The sequence below is a fragment of the Dietzia sp. E1 genome, assembly GCF_014145015.1.
Lineage (GTDB): Bacteria > Actinomycetota > Actinomycetes > Mycobacteriales > Mycobacteriaceae > Dietzia > Dietzia cinnamea_A.
Genome location: NZ_JAALDU010000189.1, coordinates 1 through 1,984, shown reverse-complemented (window position 1 = coordinate 1,984; position 1,984 = coordinate 1). Strand labels below are relative to the sequence as shown.

2 protein-coding genes are annotated in these 1,984 nt (G+C 71.9%); both read left to right on the top strand.

The genetic code is table 11. From position 1 onward, the window contains the following. Positions 1-1,112 (top strand): NAD-dependent epimerase/dehydratase family protein (locus G6030_RS07580; protein WP_182642699.1); only part of this gene is annotated, 1,112 nt, incomplete at its 5' end. Continuing rightward, the coding region (locus G6030_RS07575) for a 1-acyl-sn-glycerol-3-phosphate acyltransferase (protein WP_182642698.1) at positions 1,109-1,984 on the top strand (876 nt) is incomplete at its 3' end. The genes G6030_RS07580 and G6030_RS07575, both read left to right, overlap by 4 nt.

The following is a 1,984-nucleotide window of genomic DNA, read 5'->3' as shown; positions in this document are numbered from 1 at the left end:
GCAGCCGGTATCTCGGCGCGCACCTGGTGGGCATGCTCTTGCGCAACGACTCCGTCGAACGCGTGCTGGCGATCGACTCGGTCAAACCGTCGCCGCAACACCGCAGGCGCATGCGCGACGCCGAATTCGTGCGCCTCGACCCCCAGTCGCCGCGTCTGCAGGGCATCCTGCGCGAGGCGGACATCGACACGGTCGTCCACGCCGGCCTGCACCACACCGACTTCGCCCCCGGCGGTCGCGCAGCCGTCAAGGAGTCCAACATCATGGGCTCGATGCACGTGATCGCCGCCTGCCGCCGGGCCGCCTCGGTCAAGCGGTTCGTGCTCATCTCCTCGACGTCCGTGTACGGCTCCTCGGGGGTCGACCCGGCGATGTTCAGCGAGGACATGGCCGCGCGCCGCCACGCCAGCGGCGGCATCCCGCTTGACCACCTGTCGGTGGAGGGTTACGTGCGCGGCATGTCCCGCAAGCGCCCGGACATCGACGTCACCATCCTGCGCATCCCCGCGATCCTCGGCCTGCCCGAGCCCACCGTGGTCGGTGAGCTGCTGCTGCCGTCGGTGGCGCCCGTGTTGGCCGGGTATGACCCGCGCATCCAGCTGCTGCACCCGCAGGACGCCCTCGACGCGCTGCTGCACGCCACGCTCGGCGCGACGCCCGGCACGTACAACATCGCTGCGGACGGGGTGCTCACCCTGACGCAGGCCATCCGGCGCGCCGGGCACATCCCGCTACCGGTGATGCCGGCGACGTTCAAGCTCGCGGCGCGGCTGCTGTCGAGCCAGGGACTGCGGGACATCGGCACGTCGCAGCTGCGCTACCTGCGGTACGGCCGGACGATGGACACCACACGCATGCGCACCGAGTTCGGTTTCACCCCGCGCTACTCCACCGAGGAGGCGCTACAGGCATACCTGGTGGACTCCGGCGCCGAGCCCCTGGTCACCCGCGAGGCGGTCGAACGCAAAGTCGCCACGGTCGCCTCCCTGCTCCCGGGGCCGGTGGCCGCACGGCTGCGCGCGGGAGTGGACACCACCCTCGACGAGCTCGAGGCGATCGGCGCTCTGTCAGAACCGCTCGAGCCCGACCGCATCGAGGAGGAGGCGCCGTGAAGGGCCCGGAATTCGACCTTAGCCAACCCCTCGGCGGGCCCCGCTGGGGCGAGGGCCGCCGAGACGCCCGCAGCGACCGGATGGTGGGGGAGGGCTTCCTCGGGGACACCACCGGCAGCGACGCCGCCGCCACGGAGATCGGCCGGATCATCGACCGCTTCCTGACCTCCATGCGGTCCTCGATCGGGCAGGTCGTGGACGTCCTGCCGCTCGACGCCGAGGTGCTGGCGCCCGTCCGGGACCTCGCCCGCACCGTCGACACGATGCTCGCGACCGGGGACGTGAGCGCGCTGACCGGCCTGGCCGACGCCGTCAACGCCGCCGGTGAACTGCTTGCCACCCGCATCACCGGCGGGTACGAGGTCGACGAGTTCGGGTTCGACGAGCATTTCCACACCCACGTGTGGCTGCCCCTGTGGCGGCCGTTGTTCGAGCACTGGTTCCGCGTCGAGGTGATCGGCGCCGAGAACATCCCCGCGGAGGGGGCCGGGCTGATCGTGTCCAACCACGCCGGGGTCCTGCCGATCGACGGGATGATGACCACGGTCGCCGTCCACGACCACGCAGGCCGCGCCCTGCGCCTGCTGGCCGCCGACCTGGCGATGACCCTGCCGGTGTCCGCGCCCCTCGCCCGGCGGGCCGGGGCGACCCTCGCCTGCACCGCCGACGCCGAACGACTCCTCGAGGCCGGTCACGTCGTGGCGGTGTGGCCCGAGGGGTTCAAGGGTCTCGGCAAGCCGTTCGCCGACCGGTACCGCCTGCAGCGCTTCGGCCGCGGAGGGTTCGTCGCGACCGCGCTGGCCGCCGGGGCGCCGATCATCCCGTGCTCGGTGGTCGGCTCCGAGGAGATCTACCCCAAGATCGGCGAGATC